Source organism: Paraburkholderia sp. DHOC27 (assembly GCF_003429005.1).
GTDB lineage: Bacteria > Pseudomonadota > Gammaproteobacteria > Burkholderiales > Burkholderiaceae > Paraburkholderia.
In genome coordinates this window covers 613,408-639,484 of sequence record NZ_QVQV01000003.1, presented here as the reverse complement: position 1 = coordinate 639,484, position 26,077 = coordinate 613,408, and the positions used below count along the sequence as shown (strand labels likewise).

22 protein-coding genes are annotated in these 26,077 nt (G+C 63.4%); 13 read left to right on the top strand and 9 right to left on the bottom strand.

Features of this window, described 5'->3' with window-relative positions; genetic code table 11:
* Nucleotides 1-388 precede the first annotated feature (388 nt).
* Nucleotides 389-2,356 (bottom strand): bifunctional tRNA (5-methylaminomethyl-2-thiouridine)(34)-methyltransferase MnmD/FAD-dependent 5-carboxymethylaminomethyl-2-thiouridine(34) oxidoreductase MnmC, encoded by a 1,968-nt coding sequence (gene mnmC, locus D0B32_RS14900; protein WP_117334710.1) that lies wholly within the window; start codon nt 2,354-2,356, stop codon nt 389-391.
* A 514-nt stretch (nt 2,357-2,870) separates the two neighbouring features.
* On the opposite strand from mnmC, the gene D0B32_RS14895 reads away from it, so the two are divergent.
* Nucleotides 2,871-3,149 carry an HU family DNA-binding protein gene (locus D0B32_RS14895; RefSeq protein ID WP_074262967.1) on the top strand — a complete coding sequence of 93 codons (279 nt, stop codon included), beginning with the start codon at nt 2,871-2,873 and terminating at the stop codon, nt 3,147-3,149.
* 159 nt (nt 3,150-3,308) lie between these two features.
* Here D0B32_RS14895 and D0B32_RS14890 read toward each other — a convergent pair whose 3' ends face one another.
* Both D0B32_RS14890 and D0B32_RS14885 read right to left on the bottom strand, forming a co-directional pair.
* Complete coding sequence (locus D0B32_RS14890) at nt 3,309-4,628, bottom strand: GTP-binding protein (RefSeq protein WP_117334709.1); 1,320 nt, start codon at nt 4,626-4,628, stop codon at nt 3,309-3,311.
* Nucleotides 4,629-4,791: 163 nt separating this feature from the next.
* Complete coding sequence (locus D0B32_RS14885; RefSeq protein WP_117334708.1) at nt 4,792-5,241, bottom strand: lytic transglycosylase domain-containing protein; 450 nt, start codon at nt 5,239-5,241, stop codon at nt 4,792-4,794.
* 574 nt (nt 5,242-5,815) lie between these two features.
* Between D0B32_RS14885 and gspD the strand changes: the two genes are divergently transcribed.
* Genes gspD through gspF form a run of 3 tightly spaced genes read left to right on the top strand, consistent with a single transcriptional unit; the run spans nt 5,816 to nt 10,972 of the window.
* The gene (gspD, locus tag D0B32_RS14880) at nt 5,816-8,197 is read left to right on the top strand and encodes a type II secretion system secretin GspD (protein ID WP_117334707.1); all 2,382 of its coding nucleotides are present in this window, start codon (nt 5,816-5,818) and stop codon (nt 8,195-8,197) included.
* Nucleotides 8,194-9,750, top strand: a complete 1,557-nt coding sequence (gene gspE / locus D0B32_RS14875; protein WP_117334706.1) for a type II secretion system ATPase GspE — start codon at nt 8,194-8,196, stop codon at nt 9,748-9,750. Before gspD ends, gspE begins: the two co-directional genes overlap by 4 nt.
* A gap of 4 nt (nt 9,751-9,754) precedes the next feature.
* A complete protein-coding gene (gene gspF / locus D0B32_RS14870) occupies nt 9,755-10,972 on the top strand; it encodes a type II secretion system inner membrane protein GspF (protein WP_117334705.1) in 1,218 nt (405 codons plus the stop codon).
* A 44-nt stretch (nt 10,973-11,016) separates the two neighbouring features.
* Here the strand turns inward: gspF and D0B32_RS14865 are convergent, their stop codons facing one another.
* Nucleotides 11,017-11,430, bottom strand: a complete 414-nt coding sequence (locus D0B32_RS14865; RefSeq protein ID WP_117334704.1) for a type II secretion system protein N — start codon at nt 11,428-11,430, stop codon at nt 11,017-11,019.
* Nucleotides 11,431-11,667: 237 nt separating this feature from the next.
* Here D0B32_RS14865 and gspG point away from each other — a divergent pair, with 237 nt between their 5' ends.
* The 8 genes from gspG (at nt 11,668) to D0B32_RS14825 (ending at nt 18,388) form a co-directional block, all read left to right on the top strand.
* A complete protein-coding gene (gene gspG, locus D0B32_RS14860) occupies nt 11,668-12,132 on the top strand; it encodes a type II secretion system major pseudopilin GspG (protein ID WP_117334703.1) in 465 nt (154 codons plus the stop codon).
* An 88-nt stretch (nt 12,133-12,220) separates the two neighbouring features.
* Nucleotides 12,221-12,769, top strand: coding sequence for a GspH/FimT family pseudopilin (locus D0B32_RS14855; protein WP_117334702.1), 549 nt, complete (start codon nt 12,221-12,223; stop codon nt 12,767-12,769).
* Between the two features lies 1 nt (nt 12,770).
* Entirely contained in the window at nt 12,771-13,193 is a 423-nt protein-coding gene (gene gspI / locus D0B32_RS14850) for a type II secretion system minor pseudopilin GspI (RefSeq protein ID WP_117334701.1), read from the top strand.
* Complete coding sequence (locus D0B32_RS14845; RefSeq protein WP_117334700.1) at nt 13,171-13,848, top strand: type II secretion system protein J; 678 nt, start codon at nt 13,171-13,173, stop codon at nt 13,846-13,848. The genes gspI and D0B32_RS14845 overlap by 23 nt, the downstream gene beginning before the upstream one ends.
* 723 nt (nt 13,849-14,571) lie before the next feature.
* Nucleotides 14,572-15,666: a type II secretion system minor pseudopilin GspK gene (gene gspK / locus D0B32_RS14840; RefSeq protein WP_259295016.1), complete on the top strand. Its 1,095-nt coding sequence runs from the start codon at nt 14,572-14,574 to the stop codon at nt 15,664-15,666.
* 28 nt (nt 15,667-15,694) lie between these two features.
* Complete coding sequence (gene gspL / locus D0B32_RS14835; RefSeq protein ID WP_117334699.1) at nt 15,695-17,086, top strand: type II secretion system protein GspL; 1,392 nt, start codon at nt 15,695-15,697, stop codon at nt 17,084-17,086.
* Nucleotides 17,083-17,586 (top strand): type II secretion system protein M, encoded by a 504-nt coding sequence (locus D0B32_RS14830; protein ID WP_117334698.1) that lies wholly within the window; start codon nt 17,083-17,085, stop codon nt 17,584-17,586. Before gspL ends, D0B32_RS14830 begins: the two co-directional genes overlap by 4 nt.
* A gap of 22 nt (nt 17,587-17,608) precedes the next feature.
* Nucleotides 17,609-18,388 carry a type II secretion system protein N gene (locus D0B32_RS14825; protein WP_117334697.1) on the top strand — a complete coding sequence of 260 codons (780 nt, stop codon included), beginning with the start codon at nt 17,609-17,611 and terminating at the stop codon, nt 18,386-18,388.
* 101 nt (nt 18,389-18,489) lie between these two features.
* On the opposite strand, the gene D0B32_RS14820 is transcribed toward D0B32_RS14825, so the two are convergent.
* From D0B32_RS14820 to ada, 5 genes are all read right to left on the bottom strand, one after another.
* Nucleotides 18,490-20,088 (bottom strand): efflux transporter outer membrane subunit, encoded by a 1,599-nt coding sequence (locus D0B32_RS14820; RefSeq protein ID WP_117334696.1) that lies wholly within the window; start codon nt 20,086-20,088, stop codon nt 18,490-18,492.
* 289 nt (nt 20,089-20,377) lie between these two features.
* Complete coding sequence (locus tag D0B32_RS14815; protein WP_117334695.1) at nt 20,378-20,791, bottom strand: hypothetical protein; 414 nt, start codon at nt 20,789-20,791, stop codon at nt 20,378-20,380.
* A 487-nt stretch (nt 20,792-21,278) separates the two neighbouring features.
* Nucleotides 21,279-21,785 (bottom strand): hypothetical protein, encoded by a 507-nt coding sequence (locus D0B32_RS14810; protein ID WP_117334694.1) that lies wholly within the window; start codon nt 21,783-21,785, stop codon nt 21,279-21,281.
* A gap of 221 nt (nt 21,786-22,006) precedes the next feature.
* Nucleotides 22,007-23,623 (bottom strand): glutamate--cysteine ligase, encoded by a 1,617-nt coding sequence (gene gshA / locus D0B32_RS14805; RefSeq protein ID WP_117334693.1) that lies wholly within the window; start codon nt 23,621-23,623, stop codon nt 22,007-22,009.
* A gap of 329 nt (nt 23,624-23,952) precedes the next feature.
* Nucleotides 23,953-25,140: a bifunctional DNA-binding transcriptional regulator/O6-methylguanine-DNA methyltransferase Ada gene (gene ada / locus D0B32_RS14800; RefSeq protein ID WP_117334692.1), complete on the bottom strand. Its 1,188-nt coding sequence runs from the start codon at nt 25,138-25,140 to the stop codon at nt 23,953-23,955.
* Nucleotides 25,141-25,619: 479 nt separating this feature from the next.
* Here ada and D0B32_RS14795 point away from each other — a divergent pair, with 479 nt between their 5' ends.
* Nucleotides 25,620-26,045 (top strand): VOC family protein, encoded by a 426-nt coding sequence (locus D0B32_RS14795; protein ID WP_117334691.1) that lies wholly within the window; start codon nt 25,620-25,622, stop codon nt 26,043-26,045.
* The last annotated feature ends 32 nt before the right edge of the window (nt 26,046-26,077 follow it).

Genomic DNA, 26,077 nt, shown 5'->3' with positions numbered 1-26,077 from the left:
AGGACGCTATCTCCCACTAAGACAGAGAATCTATATGCATGCGTCATCGGTCTTCTTCAACAGGCTAGAGGGTTCTTTTGCTGGATTGATGAACCCCGTTGCCCGCTGGCCTTTCTGTTTATATGTTTACCTGTATGTATACGTAGTAGCAGTTAACAAGTCCGCCTCATTTCTGTGGATAACCTCGGTTTACCTAACTGAATCAGCAGCTTGCCGAGCGCGTAACCCGCTGCACAGCATGTGCGGGGACGACTCGTTTCCTTGCGTAACTTTTTGCGGTTTTCGACCGCCGCGAAGTTACCCCGTTTACGTCCACATGCCGTCCACATCCATTGCACCTGCAAGCAAACCGGTTATCCACAGATACGAGTGGATAACTTCTTTGCGTCTAGCGCACGGTGCCTTGCCGCAATGCGCGTAGCAGAAAGCGGGCGGGGTCGAGATCTTCAGCAAGGTCGCGTTCGATGGGCCAAGGCTCGCCCTCGATCTGCGCGGCGATCAGCTCCGCGCCAAGGTTTGCCCAGACGAGGCCACGCGAGCCATACGCGAAGGCTCCATAAAGACCCGGCGCGCGTGGCAGATCGAGCGGCCATGCGCCACGCAACCTGTCGGCATCGCAGACGGCGGCAGCTTCATCGGCGAGAGCGCCGATCATCGGCAGGCGGTCGCTCGTCACGCAGCGAAACGCGACGCGTCCTGCGAGTGCTTGTGCGTGCTGCGTGTCAAATGCATTTGCCAACGTAGGCAGCATGCGCGTGATGCGTTCGAGGTTTTCCAGGTGTCCGGCGACCTGGAGTGACGGCTCCGGGTCGTCGAGGTCATAGGTCGCACCTGTCAGCGTGACGCCATCGGGAAGCGGTACGGCGTAGCCTTCGCCGATCACAGGCATACCTAACGAAGGCACGCTGCCGGTTGGCAACAAAGTGAGTTGACCGCGTACGCTGCGCGTCGGCGCGAACTCGAGATTGGCGATGCGAGCGGCCTGATGTGCGTTGGCGAAGATCACAACCGGCGCGCGGACAATCGTCGCGCCATCGGCATCGAGCACGTTCCATTCGTCGCCTGCACGCTCAACCTTTGCCACTTCGACACCGAAGCGCCGCTCCACAGTCTCACCCGCCGCTGCGATTTGTGCGGCGCAAAGCGATGCCGGTTCGATCCAGCCGCCGTGCGGAAAGAACCATCCGCTCTGCGCAAGCGTTAGCCCGGCAAGCCGTTCGGCCTGCGCTTTTTCAACTGACGTGACGTAGTCCGACGGATAGCCGAACTTCGCCAATGCCTCGGCCATCAGGTGCGCTTCGTCTTCGTTATCGGCGAGTTGCAGCAGACCACCCGCGCCACGCGTGAGACGGTGGCCGCTGCGGGCGAGCGCATCCCATCGTTGCAGCGCGTATAAAAAGCCCGCACGTGTGATGCGCGATGCGACGCTGTCGTCGCGCGAAAGCATCGGGTGAAATACGCCGGCGGGATTACCTGAGGCCTCCTGCGCGACGGCTGCATGCTTTTCCAGCGACGTCACGCGCCAGCCGCGCGCTGCCAGCCGCTCGATCAACGCGCAGCCCGCGAGTCCCGCGCCGATCACCACCGCATGGCGTTCCTGTACGGCCAATGGTGCGGGAGGCTCATGCCGTCGCACGCGCCAGCGCGGCGCGAAGTATCCGCACAGCATGGCGCGCTTCCAGCCAAATCCCTCCACCTTGCGAAATTCGAAGCCGTTCTGGGTCAGCGCGCGTTTGACATCGCCAGCGCTCGTGTAGGTAGCGAATGTCGCGCCCTCGCCGGCCAGGCGTGCGAGCGATTTAAAGATCGCCGGCGACCACATCTCCGGATTCCTGGCAGGCGCAAAACCATCCAGATAGAACGCATCGGCTCTTAGCCAAAGAGTGGGAAGTGTCTGCGTGACGTCACCGAAGGCGAGCGTCAACGTCACCCGGCCGCCCTCGAATTCGAGCCGATGCGTGCCTGGTACGAGCATGGGCCAGGCATCGGCGAGTGACTGAGCGAGTGCGCTGATCGATTCATCGGATACGACCGCAGCATACGCAGCGAGCAGATCGACCCTTGAAAAAGGGTGTTTTTCCGTCGAAACGAAATGCAGACGCTCGCAACGCGCCGGGTCGGCGCGCCATGCGGCCCAGGTCATCAGAAAGTTGATGCCCATGCCGAAGCCCGTTTCCAGTACGGTGAAAAGGCGCCGGTTTTGCCATCGCTCGGGCAGTCCGTTGCCTTGCAAAAACACGTATTGAGCCTGGGCGAGACCGCCAACGGCGCTGTGGTAGATGTCGTCGTGACGCGGCGAGAACGGCGTGCCGTTGTCGCGAAACGCCAGGGTCGCAGGAATCAGCGGATCGGTCATGCGAGTTAAAGGAAACCTTTGGATAGAGCCGGCTAGCCTTCCCAAGCAGTTGCTTGAGGCAACGCAACATGGCGCCTCGGTGACCTTGCAAACGCTCGATGACTAACCGCCGGAGCAGCTCGAGCGGAGCGCACTGCGCGTCACGCCAAGCTCACGATTCGGCTGAACCGCACGCCAGGCAAGGCGTAGAGCGTTGGCAAAAACCAACGCCAGGCTTATGTAAAGCCCTGGTTAGGGTGCCGCTTCGATTCCAGAAATAACAAAAATGGCGCTTTCGTGGCGGTCGCGCATCAACCCCCGCGATTTCTGCGAAACCCTTATCCAGATTGGGTTTGCGCTGCGCTATCATAGCAAGCGCCGCCCATGAAAGCGGCAGCATGGCCGTCACGCAGTGAGCTGCCTGACGCTTTATCCGGGGTACTACGGAGCCAGAGCTGCTCGACGGCGCGGCCCGCGCACGTATAATCGGCGCGTTCGCGCTGTTCGTGTCAACCTAAACCAGAAAGGAACCTTAATGAACAAACAGGAACTGATCGACGCCGTCGCAGGTCAGACGGGCGCCAGCAAGGCTCAAACCGGCGAGACGCTGGATACGCTGCTCGAAGTGATCAAGAAAGCTGTGTCGAAGGGTGATGCGGTCCAACTCATTGGATTTGGCAGCTTCGGTTCGGGCAAGCGGGCAGCACGTACGGGCCGCAACCCGAAGACCGGCGAGACCATCAAGATCCCGGCAGCCAAGACCGTCAAGTTCACGGCTGGCAAGGCGTTCAAGGACGCTGTCAACAAGCGCTAAGCGCAATTTGCCTGGATGTTGACACCCGCCACAGGCGGGTTTTTTTTCGCCCGTCGTTTGCCGCGTAGCAGTGCGGCAACGTGGGACGAGTGCCGGTGCGGATCACCGGCACTGCTCAATACAATAGTTAGTACGCCGTGGCGTTGTTACGCGTCATCGTCAATGATGATGGTCGTGCAGGATCTCGCCGTCGCCGTGGTCATGATCGTGATCGTGGTCATGTTCGTCGTCGAAGTCCCACGCCGGGAATGGGTCATTCAGATGCGACCACGCGTGAGGTCCCAGCGCGTACTCGTCGTCATTCAACAGACACGCGTCGAACTTTGCGCGCCATGCTTCGGCGTCGATGTTGACGCCGATCATCACCAGTTCCTGACGTCGATCGCCGATGCTGAAGTCGTCCGCGGCGCCGTACCAGTCGGCGGCAATCTCCGCCGCGAGTTCATCGTCACCGTCCGGCCATTCGCTGCGATCCTGAGCGGCCCACCACATCCCCGCCGGACCGTGACGGCATGCGCCGCCCGCTTGCGACAGCGAACCCGCGATGTCGTTGCGCGTAGCCAGCCAGAAAAAGCCCTTGCTGCGCAGTACGCCCTTCCACTCTTCATGTAGCAGCGCCCACAGGCGTTCCGGATGAAACGGCCGGCGCGCGCGATAGACGAAATTGCCAATGCCGAATTCGTCGGCCTCGCCATGATGTGCATGACCGCTGTGTTCGTGGTCGTGCTCATGCTCGTGATGATCGTGCAGCGATGTGAGCCAGCCAGGCGCGCTTGCGGCTTCGTCGAAATCGAAACGGTTAGTGTTGAGCACTTCGTCGAGCGGCACGACGCCAAAGCGGCTCACTATCTGCACGGCACGCGGATTGATACGCGCAAGAATTCGCTGCAAACGCGTGAGGTCTTCCGCGCTGACGAGATCCGCCTTGTTCACCACGAGGACGTCGCAGAACTCGATCTGCTCAATCAGCAATTCGACCAGCGTGCGCTCGTCGTCTTCGTTCGCGGCAATGCCGCGTTCCGACAGCGCGTCGGCGGAACCGTAATCGCGCAGGAAATTAAACGCGTCGACCACAGTGACCATCGTGTCAAGACGGGCAACATCGGAGAGCGACACGCCGTCGTCGTCGACAAAGGTGAAGGTCTCGGCAATCGGCATGGGTTCCGCAATGCCGGTAGACTCGATCAGGATGGCATCGAAGCGCGCCTCGCCGGCCAGACGCTTGATCTCGCTCAGCAGATCGTCGCGCAAGGTGCAGCAGATGCAGCCGTTGGTCATCTCGACGAGCTGCTCCTCGACATGCGAGAGCGCCGCGGCGTCACGCACGAGGGTCGCGTCGATATTGACGGCGGCCAGATCGTTGACGATCACAGCAACGCGCAGGCCGGCGCGATTCGCGAGGATATGGTTCAGGAGCGTGGTCTTGCCGGCGCCCAGAAAACCGGAGAGCACGGTGACGGGCAGTGTCGGCTGGTTCATCGCAGTACGGAAAACGGAAGGAATTGAGGAGGCGTGCCGGGTGTGCAATGTGGCGCACGGCAGACGGCAGCACGAAGCCGCATTGTGCATCAAAAACCGGCGGCGAGCGCCGCAGCCAATGCAGGGAACGAGTGGGAACCGGATCTACGGGCGAAGCGGCCGACTAGCGGGAAGCGGTGGTCAACAGCTTCCACTTCTGCAGGATGGCCACGATCTGCCGCGCGTACTGGTCGCGCAGCGTGGGCGTTTCCGAGTGGTACGCGCCGACCGCCTGCCATGTGTTGCCGTACTTGTTCATTTGCTGACGCAAATGCCAGGCGGCAATATAGACGTTCTTGCACGGCTCCATGAGCGTGCTGGTGGAAATGCCGTACTGCGCGAGCACGGGCAAGTGCACCGAGTTGATCTGCATCAGGCCATAGTCGGTCGAACCGTTGGCGTTCTTGTGCAGCGCCTCGGGACGGTTATGCGACTCTTGCCATGCAATGGCCCGCAGGATCAGCGGATTGACCTTCTGGTACTTCGCCGCCTCGTCGAAACAATCCGCGTGTGCCTGCCCCGCTGCGAGCAGCGTGACAATTACCGTGGAAAAGGCGACGAGGGTTCGATTCATCGGTCAATACGACTAAATAACAGCGAAGGTAAGATGCGGTAAGGCGCTAGCGTGCCGTACCAAAGCGCCGCAAACCCGCCAACACCAAGGTTGTGTCGGACATCGGGGAAAACCCGCGTGGGCAACTCGCATCAATGTGAGCTATCGGCCCGTATCATACCGGCAGACGTTTCATCGTCAAAGTTGGCTAACAGACATAAGCCGACACATTAGCCTGAACAAATCGCGAGCGTACGCCGAGGCAAAAGCCGGCACGAACGTGGGCCAGACGCACGAAAACACGGGGTATCCGGGAACGCAACCGAGTCCTTGAGCAAGCTTTCAGATGGTTGACAACTGAGGGCTATGGTTAGACTAATCGCTCCGCAGCCGTTGTTTTGTGACAAATTGGACATGAAAAACTGTTACTGTTCATTTTTTTCGGACGTAGGGTGGACGGCACTCGGGGTGGCCGCCACCTATGCGGGCATCTGCAGGCCGCAGGCACTGCCGGTGCGCATCTATGTTCGCTGCGCTTGACAGTCGGTCGCCACGGCGGTCGGCATCGACATCACATTCCATGAGAAGAAATCGTATGGCATTGCGTCGCGTCGCAACGGCGCTGCTGGTGGCTGGTCTGATCACCTCGCAGATTGCACAGGCCCAGGTGACACTCAATTTCGTCAACGCCGACATCGATCAGGTGGCCAAGGCGATTGGCGCCGCGACCGGCAAGACGATCATCGTCGACCCGCGCGTGAAGGGTCAGCTGAATCTGGTGTCCGAGAACTCGGTTCCTGAAGATCAGGCGTTGAAGACCTTGCAGTCCGCGCTGCGGATGCAGGGTTTTGCGCTGGTGCAGGATCACGGCGTGTTGAAGGTCGTGCCGGAAGCCGACGCCAAGCTGCAGGGCGTGCCCACCTATGTGGGCAATGCGCCGGTGGCGCGTGGCGACCAGGTGGTCACTCAGGTGTTTCAGCTGAGGAACGAATCGGCCAATAACGTGCTGCCGGTGCTGCGTCCGCTGATCTCGCCGAACAACACGGTGGCCGCGTATCCGGCGAACAATACGATTGTCGTCACGGACTACGCCGACAACGTACGGCGTATCGCGCAGATCATCGCCGGTATCGACACGGCGGCCGGCCAGCAGGTACGGGTGGTGACGCTGCGCAATGCCAACGCACTCGACATCGCGCCGCAGATGACGAAGATGCTCGATCCGGGCGCGATCGGCGCCACCGACGCGACGCTGAAGGTGTCGGTCACCGCCGATCCACGCACGAATTCGCTGCTGCTGCGCGCCTCGAACGGCGCGCGCCTCGCCTCCGCGGTCCAGCTGGCGCAGCAACTCGACGGCCCCACCGCGGTGCCTGGCAATATCCACGTCGTACCGCTGCGCAATGCGGATGCGACGACGCTCGCCAAGACCCTGCGCGGGATGCTCGGCAAAGGCGGCGACTCGGGCTCATCGTCTTCGTCCGGTTCGAACGAGGCCAATTCGTTTAACCAGAACGGCGGTTCATCGGGCGGCGGTGGCTCCGCCGGCACGTCCGGCACGCCGCCGCTGCCATCGGGTGGCCTGGGAAGCGGTTCGACCTCGTCGCCCTTGGGCGGCAGCAGCGGAGGCGGCGGCTACGGTTCGAGTGGCAACTCCAATTCGAGCGATTTCCTCGGCGGCGACAAGAGCAAGGGCGACGACAATCAGGCGGGCGGCATGATCCAGGCCGACGCCGCGACCAACTCACTGATCATCACGGCGGCCGAGCCGGTGTATCGCAATCTGCGCGCCGTGATCGACCAGCTCGACGCGCGTCGAGCCCAGGTCTATATCGAAGCGCTGATTGTCGAGTTGAACTCGAACACGGCCGGCAATCTGGGCATCCAGTGGCAGATCGGCACGAATGCCGTGCTGGCCGGTACCAATCTGGCAGCCGGCACTGGCAACAGCATCATCAACCTGACGACGGCGGCGGTGGCAGCCGGCACGACCGGCGGTCTCGGCGCGGCGCTGGCGGGTTCCAACCTGCAGCAAGGTTTGAACGTGGGCTGGGTGCACAACATCTTCGGCGTGCAGGGACTCGGCGCACTGTTGCAGGCGCTCTCGCAGACTGCCGACGCGAACGTGCTGTCCACACCTAACCTCATCACCCTCGACAACGAGGAAGCCAAGATCGTGGTCGGTACCAACGTGCCGATCCAGACGGGTTCGTACTCCAACCTGACGAGCGGCACGACGAGCGCGGCCTTCAATACGTACGACCGCGTCGACGTGGGCCTGACGCTGCACATCAAGCCGCAGATCACCGACGGCGGCATTCTCAAGCTGCAGCTCTACACGGAAGACTCGGCGATCGTGAACGGCACGACCAACGTGACGACCAATCCGGCCGGCCCGGAATTCACCAAGCGCTCGATCCAGTCCACCGTGCTCGCAGATAACGGCGAGATCATCGTGCTGGGCGGCCTGATGCAGGACAACTATCAGGTCAGCAACAGCAAGGTGCCGCTGCTGGGCGATATTCCGTGGATCGGCCAGTTGTTCCGCTCCGAGCAGAAGACGCGTAGCAAGACGAACCTGATGGTGTTCCTGCGCCCGGTGATCATTGCCGATAACAACACCGCGCAGGCGGTGACGGCGAATCGCTACGACTACATCCAGGGCGTGCAGGGTGCGTACAAGCAGGACAACAACATCATGAAGGACAACGACGATCCGGTGGTGCCGCCTATGCCGATCGGTCCGAGTCAGGGTGGCGCGCCCGCGATGAACCTGTTCGATCTCGACCGCATGCGCCGTCAGCAGGCGGCACCGCAGGGCAGCGCGCCCGCGCCGGTGACCAACGGTGGCGCGGTGCAAACCAATCCGGTGCCGAACGGTAGTCCGGCCCAGAGCAACCCCGTGCCGAGCGGCGCTGCCGTGCAGACCAACCCGGTCACCGTCGCGCCGGCCAACACGACAGGAGCGCAGCAGTGAGTACGCCGTTCACGCCGCCGTCGGGTTCTGCGTCGTCGGCAGCCGCTCGCGCCGGCGCTACGGCCGTGCCATCGGCGGTGGCCGCGGAGCATGTGGAACGCAGCGCGCCCTCGCCGCTCGCCGCGCGTCTCGTGCCCTACGGCTTTGCGCGCAGTGGCCAGATTCTCGTCGCGCATCAGCATGCCGAGGGGCTGGAAGTCTGGATCAGCGAACGCACCAGCGACGCCGCGCTTGCTGAAGTCGCGCGTAACTTCGGAGCGCTAACGGTCGTACGCCTGCCCGCTGACGAACTGGCGCTCGCGATCAACCATGCCTACGCGCGCCAGGACGGCAGCGCGGCGCAGGTGGTCGGTGAAGTGGAGGGCGAAGTCGATCTGTCGCGCCTGATGCAGGAAATTCCGGAAGTCGAAGATCTGCTCGAGTCCGAGGACGACGCGCCGATCATCCGCATGATCAACGCGCTGTTGACGCAGGCGGCGCGCGAACAGGCTTCGGATATCCACATCGAGCCGTTCGAGAATGCTTCGGTGGTGCGCTTTCGCGTGGACGGTACGTTGCGCGATGTCGTTCGCCCGAAGAAAGCGCTGCATGGCGCGCTGATCTCGCGGATCAAGATCATGGCGCAACTCGACATTGCCGAAAAGCGTCTGCCACAGGATGGCCGTATCACGTTGCGTGTGGGCGGCCGGCCGGTGGACGTGCGCGTTTCCACCTTGCCGACCGGTCACGGCGAACGCGCAGTGTTGCGTCTGCTGGAGAAAGACGCCACGCGGCTGAATCTCGAAGCACTCGGGATGGGGCCCGACACGCTCGTCAAATTCGACAAGCTGATTGGCCGCCCGCACGGCATCGTGCTCGTCACTGGCCCGACCGGTTCGGGCAAGACCACGACGTTGTATGCGTCGATGTCGCGGCTCGAAACCGCGACGACCAACATCATGACGGTCGAAGACCCGATCGAATACGATCTGTCCGGCATCGGCCAGACGCAGGTCAACGAGCGCATCGGCATGACCTTCGCGCGGGCGCTGCGGTCCATTTTGCGGCAGGACCCGGACATCATCATGATCGGCGAAATCCGCGACCTCGAAACCGCGCAGATCGCGGTGCAGGCCTCGCTGACCGGCCACCTCGTGCTGGCGACGCTGCACACCAACGACGCCGCTTCTGCCGTCACGCGTTTGACCGATATGGGCGTCGAGCCTTACCTGCTCGCTTCGTCGTTGCTGGGTGTGCTCGCACAGCGGCTGGTGCGGCGCCTCTGCCCCGTGTGCCGCGAACAACGTCCCGATCCGGATGGCCGGCTGCACTGGCATCCGGTGGGCTGCGATAAGTGCGGTCACTCGGGTTATGCGGGACGGCGCGGCGTGTATGAACTGCTGACCATCGACGAGCCAATCCGCTCACTGATTCACCGCAACGCCGCCGATGCGGAAATCCTCGCGGCGGGCCGCGCGCAAGGCATGCGCACGTTGCGCGAAGATGCCGACCGTTGGCTCGACTCGGGGCTCACATCGCTCGAAGAAGTGATCCGCGTGACGGGCGGAGTGTAAGCGCATGCCAGCCTTTCGTTTCGAAGCGATCGATGCCGCGGGCAAGGCGCAAAAAGGCGTGCTCGATGCGGACAGTGCCCGCGGTGCGCGCACCAATCTGCGCGGCCAGGGGCTCACGCCGCTGCTGGTCGAGCCGGCTTCGACGCGCATGCGCGGCGAGCGCAACCAGCGCCTGTCGCTGGGGCGCCGTCTGTCGCAGCGCGAGCAAGCCATTCTCACGCGCCAACTGGCCAGTCTGCTGATCGCCGGCTTGCCGCTCGACGAAGCGCTCGCGGTGCTGACGGAACAATCGGAGCGCGACTACATCCGCGAACTGATGGCGTCGATTCGCGCGGAAGTGCTCGGCGGCCACTCGCTGGCCAATGCGCTGCAGCAGCATCCACGCGATTTCCCGGAGATCTACCGCGCGCTGGTCGCGGCCGGTGAACATACCGGTAAGCTCGGCCTCGTGTTGTCGCGCCTCGCTGATTACATCGAGCAACGCAACGCGCTCAAGCAGAAGATCGTGCTGGCGTTCACGTATCCGACCATCGTCACGATCATCGCGTTCGGCATCGTCACGTTCCTGCTGAGTTATGTGGTGCCGCAAGTGGTGAACGTGTTCGCCACGTCCAAACAGCAACTGCCCTTCCTCACCATCATGATGATGGCGCTCTCCGGGTTCGTGCGGAAGTGGTGGTGGGCGGTGCTGATCGGGGTGGTGTTGCTGGCATGGCTGATCCGCTCGATTCTGGCGCAGCCGGGGCCGCGGCTCGCGTTCGACCGGTGGCTGCTCACCGCGCCCCTGCTTGGCAAACTCGTGCGCGGCTATAACACCGTGCGCTTTGCCAGCACGCTCGGCATTCTGACGGCGGCGGGTGTGCCGATCCTGCGCGCCCTGCAGGCCGCGAGCGAGACGCTCAGCAACCGCGCGATGCGCGACAACATCGACGATGCGATCGTGCGCGTGCGTGAAGGGACGTCGCTGTCACGCGCGCTCGGCAATACGAAGACGTTTCCGCCGGTGCTGGTGCACCTGATCCGTTCAGGCGAAGCGACCGGCGATGTGACCACCATGCTCGACCGCGCGGCTGAAGGTGAAGCCAACGAACTGGAGCGTCGCACGATGTTCCTCACCAGCCTGCTCGAACCGCTGTTGATTCTCGCGATGGGCGGCGTGGTGCTGGTGATCGTGCTGGCGGTGATGATGCCGATTATCGAGCTGAACAACCTGGTGCAGTGACGCCTGCACTGGCTGATGCAGCGAGCCGCGCAGTGGCGCGGGGCTCAGCGCACGTAGATGGTCGGGCCGGCGGCGTTGGCGGGCAGGAAGATTTCGGAGCGGGCGCCGTTGCGGTCGACGATGATGGAGCGGGGACGGATTTCGTAGAGCTTCGCGCCCTGCATGATGCTGCTGCCGAGCGACACTGCATGAGGCGGCTCACCGCCGGTGCTGATGATGGCAGCGCCGCCTTCCTGCAACGAGAGGATGCCGAACAGATGCACGTCCTGATTCGCGCTGCGCTGCAACTGGCCGCCGAACAGCACGGCAGCCTGGTCGACCGAGACCGGCGCGCGCACGGCGGCGGCCGGCAACGGTCCGCCCGACATGGACGTGAGCGTGACGATCCAGTAAGTGAGCGTCGCGCAGAACACGGCAAACAGCGCGAGCGACAGAAGACGGATTTGGATGGCGTTCATGCACATCATTGTACGGACTATTGTGAAATTTGCGTTGGGGGAAAGTGCCCCGCACCTGACGCGCCGCGCCGGGTTTCCCCGAGGGGCGGCGAGGAAGCTGGCAGAGCCCGGCGTTTTCTCGCAACCCTTCAAGTGCATGACATTAAAATGACCGGTCGGGCGTGTTAAATCGCGCAGGATCATCGCCAGCGCGGCACCCGCCGGACACGAAATCTTTCTGAAAAGAGGTAGCAAGCTATGCAAATGTGGACCACTCGCCGCACTGAAATCGCGGGTCTGCGCAGTCGTCGTCAACGCGGTTTCACGCTGATCGAAGTGATGGTGGTGATTGCGATTCTCGGCATTCTGGCCGCGCTGATCGTGCCGAAGATCATGAGCCGTCCAGACGAAGCGCGGCGCGTTGCCGCCAAGCAGGACATTGGCACGGTGATGCAGGCCCTCAAACTCTACCGGCTCGACAATGGCCGCTATCCGACGCAAGACCAGGGGTTGCGCGCGCTCGTCGAAAAGCCGACTACGGACCCGGTGCCGAGCAACTGGAAAGACGGCGGCTACCTCGAACGCCTGCCGAACGATCCGTGGGGTAACGCGTATCAGTATCTGAATCCGGGTGTGCACGGCGAGATCGACGTGTTCAGCTACGGCGCCGACGGCAAACCAGGCGGCGAAGGCAACGACGCCGACATAGGCTCGTGGGATTGACGGGTTCATTGAGCGTTAGCCGGCGACAAACTTGATTCCAGCCTCGATTCCCGCGTCTAACTTCGCCGCCCGCTTCGTCACTCGCACCATGCGCATGTCCGATTGGCAGTCTCGTGTTTCCGCTCCGCGTACGGTGTTGTCGACGTGCGCGTCGGACGACGGCGCGAGATTGTCGACGCGGGGGCGACCCGCGCGCGGCTTTACGCTGCTGGAAATGCTGGTGGTGCTGGTGATCGTGGGGATTCTGGTGTCGGTGGCTTCGCTGGCGTTGACGCGCAATCCGCGTACGGATCTTAACGAGGAAGCACAGCGGTTGGCGCTGCTGTTCGAATCGGCCGGTGATGAAGCACAGGTGCGCGCGCGGCCTATCGCATGGCAACCGGTCGACTCGGGCTTTCGTTTCGACATGCATACCGACGATGGCTGGCGTCCGCTACGCGACGATCTGCTGGGACCGCGCCGTTGGGAAGGCGGCGTGACGAGCGTGGCGATCAGCTATCCGGGCTCGGACCAGCATCCGTCGCGGGTGGTGTTCGGCACGGAAAGCATCGACGTGCCGGTGCAGGTCACGCTCTTTTCTGCCGCAGGCCAGGCAACGATTGTCGGGACGGGCAATGGCCGTTACGAGGTGCATTGAGATGGCCAGCCAGAGCAGATTCACGCACCGCGCGCCGGGCGGTCTAGGCACGACGCAGCGTGGCTTCACGATGATCGAAGTGCTGGTCGCGCTGGCGATCATCGCGGTGGCGCTGGCGGCGTCGCTGCGTGCCGTGGGGAGTCTCGCGAGCAGCGAACTGGAGCTGCATCAGCGCTTGCTGGCGGGCTGGAGTGCCGACAATGCGCTCGCGCGATTGAAGCTCGAGCATAGCTGGCCCGATGTGGGGTCGAGCAGTGTCGACTGCTCGCAGGGCAATTTGCAGATGATCTGTACGGAGCGCGTGACGGCAACGCCGAATCCCGTGTTTCGTCGCGTCGAAGTGTTGGTGACGACACCGGGCCGCGCCGGCAATCTTGCCCAGATGGTGACGGTGGTAGCGAATGAAACGAACCGGTCGCTGTAAGCGGGGCGGCCGCGCGCCGCAGCGTGGCTTTACGCTGATCGAACTGCTGGTCGCGATTGCGATTCTGGCGGTGATCGCCGTGTTGTCATGGCGGGGGCTGGACCAGATCATCCGAGGGCGGCAGACCATCACGAATGCGATGGAAGACGAGCGGGTCTTTGCGCAGTTGTTCGATCAGATGCGCATTGATGTGCGCCGCGTCGCAACGGATGACGAATCCACCCAGGCGGCCGTCTCCGTGAGCGGCGACACGCTGCAGATCGTGCGTCAACTCGATCTGCCGGGCGCCGCGCCGCGTTTGCAGGTGGTGCGGTATCGGGTGGCAGAGGGACGTGTGACGCGCTATGCGTCGCCGCCGCTGGCTAATCTGAATGAATTGCAGCGGGCGTTGCGCAGTGGCGAGGGACAAGGCTGGAGCGCAGTACCGTTGATGGGCGGCGTGGGGTCGATTTCCGCGCGGATGTACGTGCCGAAGGTTGGCTGGACGACGCAGATGAAAGATGTGCAGTCGGCGATCACGGAGAACCAGAACAATCTGAAGGTACCGCAGTTGGGGATTGCGCCGATGCCCCGATCGGTGACGGGGTTGGAGGTGGTGGTCGGGGCGACGTCTTTGGCCAGGCCTGTAACGCGGGTTTTTCTCGTCGGGGAGTGAATTGGTATGGTGCTTTTGCTCACGGCGTGGTTTTTTGGTTTCTTGCTGCGCAGCGCGGTTGGTTTTTTGCCGGGCGGCGGCTTTGCGTTGGTGGTTTCTTTTGTTGGCCTTTCCTTGTTTTCTTTTCGGTCTATTTGCGTCGCCCCTGTGCGGGGCAGCACCTACTTTTCTTTGCAGCGGCAAAGAAAAGTAGGCAAAAGAAAGCCGCTCACACCGCTAGCTTTTAGGTGTCCCCCTCTCGCCTTTTATCGGAGTGGTCCGAAAACGAGTCCTCCTCTCGCACATTCATCCCCAGTGACACAGCAGTCATCCGCTCCAGCGTCGCGCTTCGCGCCCCGCCGTCCGGTACATCAAAAGTGGCCCGCATGCCTCGCCCTTCTCGCGAGCCATATGGCCCGCGATGGTGGTGACTGTATCGAGCGCAGTGGGTACACCACCGAGTGGACCGATCCGTCACGCACGGAGTGCGTAGACGGGATGAATGAGTGCTTTGTCACGAAGGCGAGAAATGCGAGAGACGGTCTTGTCTTCGGACCACTTCGTAGTGATGCCAGTGGTGGACACCTACAAGCTGGCGGTGTGAGCCCGCTTTCTTTGCTTACTTTCTTTGCGGCGGCAAAGAAAGTGAGTGCCGCCCCGCACAGGGGCAACGCGAATAGACCGATAGCAAATCAAGGAAAGGCCAACAAAAAGCAAGGCAACGCAAAAAAAGTAGCACTACCAATCAAAACCAAAACAACAGCTAGAAAACAAAAAACCCAAACCGGCGTAGCCATAATCACAGCCTTATTAGTAGTGGCGCTATCAGCCATCCTGGTCTCCGGCATCCTCTGGCGCCAGCAAATCCAGATCAGAAGAATCGAAAACCAACGCCTCCTCTCCCAGGCGCAATGGATCTCCCGCGGCGCCCTCGACTGGACGCGTCTGATCCTCCGCTCGGAGGGCGACACCTCCGCTGGTATCACCTATCTCGGCGGGGTATGGGGTGTCCCCATCGCCCGCACCCGTCTGTCGGATTTCCTCGGCCAGATCGGCGAGGTCCGCGCCCAGGAAGGCGCCGACACCTACCTGTCCGGCTCCATCGAAGACGCGCAATCCAAATTCAATCTGCGTAATCTCGTCTCCAGCCCCGCCCCCGGCGTGCTGCAAATCAACGTCGAACAAGTCCAGGCATTCCAGCGCCTGCTGGCCCTGCTCAGCCTCAACAGTCAGTTGGCGCAAAACGCGGCGGTGCAGATGCGCAACGGCCTTGCGCTCTCCGCGACGCGCTTTCAGACCACTTCGTCGCTCACCGGCAGCGGCGCCGGTAACACGGCCATCCAGGGCGGCGCGATCGGCGGCGGCAATTTCACCAACAAGCCCGGTATCGAAGACGATGACGACGCGCCGCCGCGTCCCCTGCAGATGACCAGCGTCGATTCGCTCCTCGACGTGCCCGGCTTCACGGCCGACATGGTCGCCCGTCTGCGGCCGTTCGTGACCGTGCTGCCCACCACAACGGCCGTCAATATGAATACGGCGCCCGCTGAAGTGGTGGCCGCCGCTGTGCCGGGCATGAGCCTCTCCAACGCGCAGGCCTTCGTGTCGCGACGCGAAACGGTGTTCTTTCACAACGTCGGTGACGTACAGTTGGCGCTTCAGGGGGCCGGTGTCCCCCAATTGACCATCGATCCGAGTACGCTTGACGTCAACAGCAGTTATTTTCTTATCCACGGACGTGTGGACCACGAACGCGCGGAAGTGGATCGCACAACCCTCGTGTACCGCGACGCGCTCACCCACACGACCCGCGTCGTGAGCGTTCAGGATCAACTATGAATAACGCTTTTCCTCGAGAGAGTGGCCTTTGAGTACGCTGATCGTCCTTCTGCCGCCGCGTGATCCGGCGGTGCCGTCGCAGGAATGGCATCTGCCGGATCTGCCCTTCCTGTTGCTCGACAAGTCGGGCCGCACGCAGCGCGCCGGCCGCTCGGCGCTCGCGCTGCTGCCGCGTGCTTCGTCCACCGTGCTGATGGTGGCTGCCCGCGACCTGCTGATGATGCCCGCCACCCTGCCGCCGCTCAAAGGCCCGCGCCTGCGCATGGCGTTGCCGAACGTGGTCGAGGATCAAATGATCCAGGATCCGCAGACCTGCCACATCGCGGTCGATCCGCAAGCGCTCGGCGGCGGCCGGCATCTGCTCGCCATCATTGATCGCGGCTGGTTCCGCTTCATCTGCGAAGGCTTCGCTGCGGCCGGTCACCGGAGCGTGCGCGCCGTGCCTGTCACGCGCTGCCTGCCAGTGGTGCCGTTCGTGGCGCCATCCGTCGAGCCAGAACTGGAAACGGCGACTGTCGCGGCGGCCGCGCCGAGGTCCGGCGTCGGCGCTAAAGGCGCGGCGACGCTCGCCACGGAGCCGTTGACGCCAGTCGTTGCCGCCGTGCTCGGCAATGTCATCTCCACCGCACCCGCCTTGCTGGCCGAGGTCGCCACGCATCCGGCCGCAGCGCGCGTCGAGCTGGCGATCGCACGTGGCCTGCAGGGTGAAGGGCTGGCTGTGCCGGTTACGGCCGTCAAGGCCACCCTCGACGCGCTGGCCGGCGCGGCGCCGGTGTCGCTGTACCGGCTCACCGATGTGCCCGGCGGCGAACCCGGCATGGGCATGAGTGCTCAGGGTGGTCTTGCTGGTCACGTGAGCGGCGCGCAGCCGCTGCCGTTCGAGCAGCTCGCCCGTCGCGCGCTCGAATGCCGCTTCGATCTGTGCCAGTTCGAATTCGCTACCCAGCCGTGGCGGCTCGACCGCGCCACCTTGCGGCGTCTGCGTTTGCCGATCCTGCTGGCGGTGGCCGCTGTCGTCATCGCGATCATCGGCGCGAATGTCCAATGGCTGATGCTGTCGCGCCAGCGCGATGCTATCAACGCGCAGATGACTGAGTTGCTGCTCAACACCTTCCCCAAAACCACCGTCGTGCTCGACGCGCCTGATCAGATGTCGCGTCAGATGCAACAGCTACGCGTGGCGGCGGGCCAGCTTTCGCCGGACGATTTTCTCTCGCTTGCCGCAGCCTTTGCGCGTTCGCTCGGACCGCTGCCTGTGAATGGAATTGCCGCGCTCGACTATCACGATCACCGCCTCGACGTCACCTTCAAGCCGCAGATCAAGGTGGACCCCGGCCTGCCGCAACGGCTCGCGGGCAACGGCTTGAGTGGGGAGATCGACAGCAACACCGGCAAGTGGACCATCAGGAGCGGACAATGAGAACTCAACTTGCTCAAACGTGGGCCGGCTTCTGGGATGGACGCTCCGAACGCGAAAAGACCCTCCTCTCGTGGGGCGGCGCGGTGGTGGGTGTGGTGATTGCGTGGTCGGTGCTGTGGGCCCCCGCACAGGAAGGCCGCGCGCATTTGCGTGACACGCTGCCGGCCTTGCAGCGCCAGCTCGCCCAGATGACGGCGCAGGCCAACGAAGCGCGTACCCTGTCGGCGGCGGCTCAAGGCGTAACGCCCACCGGCGGCGCGTTGAAGGATGCGCTCACGGCCTCGCTGACCGACCACGGCATCACGCCGTTGCAGGTGCAGTTGATGGGCAATGCGGTGCAGGTCCAGTTGAAGAATGCGTCGTTTCCGTTGTGGACGACGTGGGTCGACGACGTGCGCCGGCAGTTCAAGGTGCAGGTTGCCGAAGCCCACATCACCGCGCTGAAGGACGACGGCCAGGTCGACCTGACGGCGTCGTTGCAGCCGTCGACCGTCAAATGACGGCGCAGCCACAGGATTTCGCATGAATTACTGGACGCGGCGCCTGCGCGCTGCCCTGCCGTGGGTGCTGGTGGCGGTGTTGTCGAATTGCGCGGTGCTGCTGGCGTTGCTGCCGGCCGCGTGGATCACGCCGCAGTTTGCCAAGGCATCCGGCGGTCACGTCAACCTCGTCAATCCATCTGGTTCGCTCTGGCACGGTTCAGCCGCGCTGATGCTGGCGGCGGGTCCGGACATGAGCACCGCGACGCTGCTGCCGGGACGCATCGAGTGGCATACGGCTTTCTGGCCACTGCTCACGGGCCGGGTGCGAATGACCATGCTGCAAAGCGACGCCATGCCCACGCCGATCACCGTGGATGCCACGCGGCGCGGTGCGATCCTGTCGCAGGGTGCAATGGCCGTACCTGCGGCGTTGCTCACGGGGCTCGGTGCGCCCTTCAATACGCTGGACCTGGAAGGCAACGTGCAACTCGCCTGGAGCGACTGGCGCAGCTTCGATAACGAGGCGTTCGGACAACTGACCGTCACGTTGCTCGACGCAAGTTCGCGGGTCTCGCTCGTCAAACCGCTCGGTTCCTACCGTGTGGCGATCCAGGCGGAGGGCACGCGCTCCACGGTCGATCTGTCCACCATCAAGGGTCCGTTGATGCTCAATGGTCACGGCGCGGTGAGCGCAGGCTCGACGATCTTCAACGGCACCGCCAGCGCGGCGCCGGAAGCGCGGGAGAATCTGGCTGGCTTGCTGAATCTGCTCGGGCGTCCGAGCGGGCCGGATACGGTGGCGCTGACCTTCGTGCATTGACGGGCGGCGCGTTAGCGTAGTGGCAGTGGCTCCGTTCAATGTGCCCACGCGGTACAGCGTTCGCTCGACGCGCTGAGGCGTCGTCGAGAGTCCAGGATGGTCTAGTCTGACTGGCCTTGGCGTGCGGCTGCTACGGGCTGCTGCGCACCGCCCGCCGTGACCGGCACCGTCGCCGCCGAAACGGACACCGGCGCCGGTGCCGACGCGGCCACTGGCGCCGCTATGGTGCCGGTTTCCTGATTCATCAGCGAGGCGTCCCAGCCGCCGCCGAGCGCCTTCACCAACCCTACCGACGACACCATGCGCTGGCCGGCGATGCTCGAGAGCTTCTGCTCGGCGCCGAAGGCCGTGGTCTGCGCGGTCAGCACGTTCAGATAGGCGACGGTGCCGGACTTGTACTCGTTCGTCACGATGTTCAACGCCGATTGCGCGGACTCCACCGCCTGCTGCTGCACGACGATTTCCTGCGAGAGAATGCGCTGCGATGCCAGGTTGTCCTCTACGTCCTGGAACGCTGCCAGCACCGTTTGACGATACGCGGCGACGTCCTGATCGTAGGCGGCGCGTGCGGCATTGGTCTGCGCTTCGCGCAGGCCGCCATCGAAGATCGTGCCGGCCAGTTGCGGGCCGAGGGTCCAGAAACGAGCCGGCGCCGTGAGCAGTTGCGACAGCACGGAGCTTTCGAAGCCGCCGCTCGCCGACAGCGTCAGCGACGGGAAAAACGCGGAGATGGCGACGCCAATCTGCTCGTTGGCGGCCTTCGCCGCACGTTCCGCCGCCGCGATATCAGGCCGCCGCTCGAGCAGCGCCGACGGCATCTGCGCCGGTACGGCAGGAGGTGTGGCGGTGAGCGGCGCCGGGGCGATCGAAAAGGTGGACGCCGGTTCGCCGACCAGCACGGCGATAGCGTGTTCGTCCTGGGCGCGCGCGATGCCGTTGTCGATGGCCGCCGCCTGCGCCGATTGCAGTTGTGTCTGCGCCTGCACCACGTCCGCCCGCCCCGCTACGCCTTGCGCATACTGATTCTTCGTGAGCTGAAGCGACTTCTCGTAGGCGACCACGGTATCGTCCAGCAGCTTTTGCATGGCGTCGAGCGAGCGCAGCGAGAAGTACGTTTGCGCGAGCGTGCCCTGCGCGGAGAGCCGCGCGTTGGCGAGCGTGGCGGCGGCGCCCTGCTGGCTCGCTTCCTGGGCGCTGACCGTGCGGCTCACCTTGCCCCACAGATCGGGTTCCCAGCTCGCGTCCAGTTGCAGGTTGTAGCTGTTGTTGACGCCGGAGCGTGCGCTTACTGTCGAACTCGACCCGGATGAACCGGTACCCGAGCGTGTCATGCCAGCCGATCCGCTAATGACCGGGAAATAGGCCGCACGCGCCTCGCCGACCAGCGCGCGGGCCTGCCGGTACGCGGCTGCGTACTGCGCCACGGTCTGGTTGGAGGTGTTCAGCTGGTCTTCGAGCGCGTTCAGCTCGGTGTCGTTGTAGATGGTCCACCAGTCGCCGCGGTCATGCTGGTCCGCAGGCTGCGCGACCTTCCAGCCGGGCGCCGCTTCCTTGTACGCCGCCGGGACTTCCGCTGCCGGCCGCTGATAGTTGGGGCCGACCGTGCAGGCGGCCAGCAGGGTGGCGAGGGCCGCGGTTACTGCGATGGTCAGGACGCGCGGCGTCAAGCTACTCACGCGCGAGGTTCGGTCAAACTGCATGCACTGGATTCCTGTCGATTCGGCCGATGATCGGACCGACGCCGGTCTGCGGAAGCTCACCTTATAACGTCTCCGAATGCCGGTGGAAAGCAGGCCAGGCAAGGCGAGACGCGGCGTCGCAACGATTCCGGGATGGTAGCGTATGCGACGCGGCTGGCGAAGAAGACTGTAAGGTTAATGCGGAGTGCAGCGTGGGTGTGTAACGGCCGCATCCCTGACGGTTACGCGGCGTTACGGCAAAGCGGGGCGTGGGTGAAACAGAGCAAGGCGGCGCGTGGCGCCGGCCTGGTCAGCAGCGTGTATCGGCGTTGATCTGACGGGCAAGCTTGCCCGCGGCTGCGCGGCATGCGGGCGCATCGCCACGCGACTGGCAGCTGGCAGAGACCGTCGCCACTGATGCGGTCGACGCCGCGATCGCGCCTTTCACCAGCGAGGCACCAGCCTTGGCAGCCTTCACCGTGACCGCGCTGGTCAACAGCGCGATGGGCGCCGCGCTTGTTGCGGCGGATTGCGCGGCGGCGCGCCGGGCACGGCGGTTATCGAGCCACGCGAAGAACAGGACCCCGAGCGATCCCCCCGGCAACACGAACATCACCACGTACAAGGCGAGTTTCCACCAGCGATTCGGGCCTTGAAACGTATTCAATGCGGAGTCGTGTAGCGAGCGGCCCAGGCCGCCAAGGGTATTTTTCAGGTACAGCATGAAGAGGGTCCTCTGCGCCCTCACTCAGGAGATGCGCGGCGAAGCGGTCAGAACATGGTCTCGGGTGGCGCCAGTAGCGCGTAACTCGTTGCCTATCATAATATTGACTATGCAATTAAATTTCAAGACAGATCGCCTCCGGCCGTGCTCTGGTGTTGTTTTTTAGATGAGGCGGGAAACGACTCTGCCGGGATTGCCTGCTGTTCCGTGCTCACAAAGGCGAACACCGCAATTTTCCCGGTATTCCGGCTTGGAACGTGAGTAACAAATATGGCGACCAGCGGCGCAATTCCAAGAGAGGAGCGCCGTCATCAGCAGGAAATATCGGTACAGGCGGAGCTTGAGGCGAGAAGCTGGACGTGCACGGGCGGTACGTTATACCCATGTCACGTCAAGCTTCTGCGAAATTCGGACAAATGTTGGAAATTTGTGCAGAGCCCCGGCGTCCCGCCCTCATCGGGCCACGGACGCCTGGGGGCGCAAAAGACTACTGCGTCACCGGCTCGCCACCAGGCGCGCCCACGGACTGCGCCGGCGCGGTTTCGAGCGAAGACGGAGCGGCCGACGCGGGCGGCGCACTTACGCCACCGCTTTGCGGGCCGTTGCCGCCTATGCCGCTGCGCACGAACTCCTTGAAATCGGCGCCCGCTTCCCAGGGATTAGGTTTGCAGCCGAGCGAGCTGTCGCAATGCGCGGAGAAGCCGATGGTCGACGTGCCGTCGTTGTTCGGCGTCTTGGTGATCTCGTACGCGAGCGCGCGTTTGCCACCGTCCGGACCCGCGGTCTGGATCAGCGTATCCGTGGAGGCTTCCACTTGATACTTCGAATGGGTCGACACCCAGCTTTGCGCGCGTTGCCACCACAGCGCGCATTCCGTCTGATTCGAACAGGTGAGCGGAGTCGTCGCGATCTGCATGACATCGGGATTCACCTGCCCACGTGTCGAGCAACCGGCAGCAAGCACACATAACGTGGCCAACAGAGCTTTCTTCATCGCGTTGATGCCTCCCTGCGTGGAGTAGACCGGACGCGCGCAGGCCGCGCGCGGATGGTCATACAGTGTAAGGGTTGGACCATTGCGACGGGCCGGCGTTTCATACACGCGGGCGAATCTTTGGCGCGCCGCACTTCTTGCCGATGCCCGATTACGAGCATCGTGCGCGGACGTAGGCGTTACCGGTACGGGCAGGCGCTCACGCTCACCCGCGCGTGCTATCAAACGCTGAAGCGGTTCAATGTGTAAGCGCGATACGCGGCAACGAACGCGTCGAACGAGCCGACCTCGTCACGCTCGAGTTGCGCCTGTTCCGCGAGCGATTGCACGGCGAGATCCGCGAATGCTTTTTCTTCGGCCGCGTCGAGCGGACGTGCGCGGAAATGCGCGGCATGTTCCTCGCTGAGTGCGAGGTTGAAGGCGAGGAAGCCTTGCTGCTGATCGCGCATCTTTTGCAGCACGCGCGCCGAGGGAGTGAGCGACGCGTCGGCCAGCTTCGCGCGTTGCGCCACGACGGCACGCGTATGCACATCGTCACCGTGCAGCGCGTCGAGTGCGTGTGCGGCGATTTCGATGCGCGCCATCAACTCTTCTGCCCATCGAAGCATGGGCACGGCTTGACCGTCACGCGTCAATTCGAGGCCGGGCTTGCGCCCTTCCAGCGTTACGCGGCCAAAGTTCTGATTCGCTTCGCAATAGGCTGCCGGCGGCAACGCGGGGCTGTCCTCCAGCGCGCACACTAGCAGATAGGCGTCGAGAAAGCGCGCGGTGTCGAGCGAAATACCCGTGGGTTCGAACGGGTCGATATCCATGCAGCGCACTTCAACATACTGCACACCGCGCGCGCCCAATGCATGCAACGGACGCTCACCCGGATACGTGACGCGCTTGGGCCGAATGGTCGAGTAGAACTCGTTTTCGATCTGCAGGACGTTGGTGTTGATCTGCACCCACTCGCCGTCGCGCTGCGTGCCAATGGCTTCATACGCGGGATGCGGCTGGCTTACCGCCTTGGCCAACGCATCGAGATAACCCGGCAGCGTGTCGTAGTCCGCGTGCAGTTCGGCTTGCGCTGTGGTGTTCGAATAGCCGAGGTCGCTCATGCGCAGACTGGTTGCGTAAGGACGGTACAGCGTGTCGGCATCGAACTGTTCGAGCGCGTGTTTGCGATCGCGGAGGAACCGACGATCCAGCGCCGGCGACGCGCCGAACAGATACATCAGCAGCCAGTTGGTGCGGCGAAAATTGCGGATCAGCGCGAGATAGCGCTCGGATTGAAAGTCCACTGCACTCGCAGTGGATTGCTGGTCTGCATGCAGCAGGCGCCAGACTTCTTCGTTCAGCGAATAGTTGTAGTGGATGCCGGCGATGGTCTGCATGGTGCGCCCATAGCGCAGCGACAAACCGACGCGATACACGTACTTCAGTTTGCCGATGTTCGATGAGCCGTACTGCGCAATGGGGATGCCGTCGTCAGTGGCGGGCAGCAACGCGGGCATCGAGTTGTTCCACAGGATTTCGTCGTCGAGCACCGAGTAGACGAAGCGATGCAGTTCGTCGAGCTTGTCGAGCGTGATCGCCGCGTCGTGCTCGGCGGGCGTGATCAGTTCGAGCAACGCTTCCGAGTAATCGGTGGTCAGCGAAGGATGCGTCAGCGCCGAGCCGAGCGCGCGCGGGTGCGCGGTCATTGCCAGACGGCCGTCGTGTGTGACGCGCAGGGTCTCCCGTTCGATGCCGCGCAGGCCCGTGGTCAGCGCGTCGCGCTGCGGGCCGGAGGTCAGCACGGACAGACGGTGCAACAGCGGGTCGGTCGTGCGCGAAGATGTTTTGTTTGGCATTGATGCGAGTCGGACGTTACCGGCCGCCCGGTGCCGCTCTCGCACAACGCATTAGAGCGGGTGTGGGCGGTCGACGACATTCGGCGGAATTTTCAGTAGCGGGCACTTTAACATCTCGTCACGACCCCTGCTTGAGGCTACCTTGGAGCCGCGCTGAAGCCCTCCCACGCGGCTTCCCACGTGAGCTCTGCGGAAGGACTTCGGGCCGCCAGGGCATGCTGTTCACTCTACGCGGCCTGCCCTTCGCGCGCGATGCGTAGTGTCCCGATTCGCTGATTGTTGGCGTATGCGTGTGGGTGGTGCTGTGGGTCGCGTTGCATGAGGGGCCCTCACGCAGCGTGATCGAGTTTGCTCGAAGCGTCCGTGTGCGGGACTTTGCCCGAGCGCGTTACGTCGTTAGCGGAAGGTTTCGCCGTGGCATCGACGCTGGCCGGGCTTGCAGCCGACTCAATGCCGGTTTGCTGCGCTTCGGCATCGAGCAACGCAGCCTTGCGCGGCAATCCCCAGCGATAACCTGCGAGCGCCCCACCCTTTTGCACGACGCGATGGCATGGGATCGCGAGCGCAACCGGATTCGACGCACACGCGCTGGCGACGGCGCGCACGGCGCGCGGCGACCCGACTGCGCTGGCGATCTCCGAATAGCTGCGGGTCTCGCCGTACGGGATGCGCCGCAACGCATCCCAGACGCGCTGCCGGAATGCCGTGGTGGCAATATCGAGCGGCAGTTCGAGGCGGTGTTGGGTGCCGTGCAGATAGGCTTGCACCTGGCCGATGAATGGCGCGAGCTGGGTGGTGTCCTCGATCAGCTCGGCATTGGTGAACTCGTCGCGCAACTCGTCGATGAGCGTATCCGCGTCGTCCGAGAAGCCGATCTTGCAGATGCCCTTGCTCGTCGCCGCCACCAGCACCAGACCGAGTGCCGTGGGCGCACAGGCGAAACGCACGGTCAGACCCGCACCTTTGCGGCGATACGCGGACGGCGCCATGCCCAGTTCGGTGGAGGTGGTCTCATACATGCGCGAGGGCGAGCCGAAGCCGGCGTCCACAGCGGCGCGGGTCACGTCGGAGCCGCGCTGCAAGGCTTCGCGCAGCGCTGCGCCACGTTGCGCAGCCTGATACTGGCGCGGCGATACGCCCACCACCCGCTTGAACAGGCGTTGCAGATGGAACGGGCTGACGTGGACGGCGTCGCTCAGCTGCGCGAGCGTCAGCCGTTGCTGCGGATCGGCGTCGAGCGCTGCGCAGGCCCGGTTGACGATCTCGATCTCGCGCGGCAGCCGGCCGGGCTGACAGCGCTTGCAGTCGCGGAACCCGGCGGCGCGCGCGGCGTCGGCACTGGCGAAGAAATCGACATTCTCACGACGCGGCTGGCGCGACGCGCACGAAGGGCGGCAAAACACGCCGGTGGTTTTGACGCCATAGAAGAAGGCGCCGTCGGCGTCGGGATCGCGCTGCGAGAGGGCTTGCCAGCGTTGCGCGTCGGTAGACCAGGTCGATGTCACGGTGGAATTCATGATGTCCTCGAAAAGAACGTTTCGATGGTCACCAATGTAGTTTGCACCCCGTCACAGTACGCTCCGGTTCTTGCTCTGTCATTGCCCGGCCCAGGTGGAACTAGCATTTCGCCGCCATCAAGCGTCGAGTTGCGACAAAACGCCACCCTATCGGGTTTTCCCTTAAAAAGTTATTGCGTCGCACCAACCCCGTGTGTATAGTAGTTCCTGTCTCCTCCATGTCTCCTCCTGATATGGATTCAGCCTGCTCCCTGAGAGCGGGCTTTTTTTTGCCTGTTTGCTGCTGATGGCGCCCCTATTTTTGGCATCCCGCCGTCTGGCGTGGCGCGGAGTGTGATCCCACGGGAGATGCAGCTACGCCGGACAGGCATGCACTTTCTGTCTGCCCGCCCTGCCGCCTTTCTCCTACACTCCGATTGATTCCCACGTGAACGGCTCCGCCAGGCTTGCGGCCAGGGCGACCGGGCAAAAGGCGCCCCATGAAGATCCATATTCGCGAGATCGACCACGTCGTCATCCGGGCGGCCGATCTCGATGCCATGACCCACTTCTATTGCGACGTACTCGGTTGCAGCCTCGAAAAGGAGCAGCGCGATCTCGGGCTCGTCCAGCTACGCGCCGGACGCTCGCTGATCGATCTGTTGCGCGTTGGCGCGAAAATCGACCGGCCTGAGAGCGGCTCGCTTGATGCGGGCCGCAACATGGACCACGTTTGTCTGCGGGTGGAAGCGTTCGATGGCGAGGCGCTAGCGGCGCATTTGCAGGCGTGCGGGGCGCGGATTGGCGAACTGGGGGTGCGGTACGGCGCGGATGGCTTCGGGCCGTCACTCTATCTGTTCGACCCGGAGGGCAACATGGTCGAACTGAAGGGGCCGCCGGAAGCGGCGCGGGCTACGTCCTTGTAGCGGTGATGGGGTCACAGGGTGGTTCCAGAAGT